The sequence below is a fragment of the Bowmanella yangjiangensis genome, from assembly GCF_017255015.1.
GTDB lineage: Bacteria > Pseudomonadota > Gammaproteobacteria > Enterobacterales > Alteromonadaceae > Bowmanella > Bowmanella yangjiangensis.
On the sequence record NZ_JAFKCS010000265.1, the window covers coordinates 1 to 1,089 of the forward strand.

General features: G+C 65.7%; 2 protein-coding genes. Both read left to right on the top strand.

The features are described 5' to 3' along the window. Positions 1-498: hypothetical protein (locus tag J0A65_RS23855; protein ID WP_206596759.1), on the top strand; the 498-nt coding region annotated here is incomplete at its 5' end. Positions 499-538: 40 nt separating this feature from the next. Next, on the top strand, positions 539-1,051 hold the full coding sequence (locus J0A65_RS23860) for a hypothetical protein (RefSeq protein ID WP_206596760.1): 513 nt from the start codon (positions 539-541) through the stop codon (positions 1,049-1,051). The last annotated feature ends 38 nt before the right edge of the window (positions 1,052-1,089 follow it).

Genomic DNA, 1,089 nt, shown 5'->3' on the forward strand with positions numbered 1-1,089 from the left:
CAGGTGCGCTCGACCATCGAGAACCTGGTTGCTCAGTTGAGCCAGAAGGAGGTGGTGATTCCTGTTCGGGTGCTGATGCCGGACCAGGCTGGCACGGTCACTACCGAGCCTTCCACGCCGTCGCCGGGGCTCGCAACCGGGGGCATTCTGCGTGGACCGGGTACCGGCACCAGCGACAGCATCCTGGCGCGCCTTTCCAACGGGGAGGGCGTGATCAACGCTCGGGCGGTGCAGTACTACGGCGCGGACCTGATCCACCAGCTCAATAACCTGCGCACCCCGCGCTTCGCCACGGGCGGGGTGATGGGGAATGTGCCGGTGCCATCCATCCCCTCTCTGGCTCCTGCGCTTCAGCAGCAGCTGGATGGCGGCGGCAGGGAGTTCCTGGGAGACATGAACTTCGTGCTGCCTGGCGGCGAGTCCATCACGGTGGCCATCCCCGCCAGCCAGCAGCAGAACATGCGCCGCCTACGGCTGAAGCTTGGCAAGCCAAATTGAGCCCGCCCCGTGCGGGCTTCGTTTTATCTGGAGCCCTTGAATGTCTCTACCACGGATCATGCTCGATGGCGTCGAGCTGCTGCTGCACGCGGGTGCACCAGTGGAGACGCTGGAGCCGCTCGACGCTGGTAGCAGCCTGCTGCGCATGAGCGACGGGGCTGCAGTGAATCAGACCCACTACGAGAAGATGACGGGGACCATCAGCGGGCAGGGTTGGATGCCGCCCGGCTGGTCGGGCCTGGATTTCAGCCTGCCGTTGGAACTGCGCCTCACGAAGGTGGAGGCAATCTCCGGTGCTGGCCTGGTCTTTACCCTGACCAGCACGCCGCGCCCGGACTTCTCCCCTTGGGGCTTGGCCCTGGTCGGGCGCGATTGGGTGCCCACCGCCTGCAGCGTGGTCGATGGTGTTGCCACGCTCACCGCTGTTGCCGGCGCAACGGCTTACCGTGTTTGCTGGATGCCGGTCTTCTCGGTGTTCTGCAAGCGCCCCAGCGAGAACCAAGACTCCAGCGGCAACGTGCACAGCTGGCAGACCACCTGGCAAGAGGCCTGACCCATGCTGATCGGAGCACAGCCGCTGGCTAGCGGCCC

Excerpts from the sequence above, each read along its gene's own strand:
- J0A65_RS23860 (WP_206596760.1), top strand. The coding sequence starts at position 539 with ATGTCTCTACCACGGATCATGCTCGATGGCGTCGAGCTGCTGCTGCAC.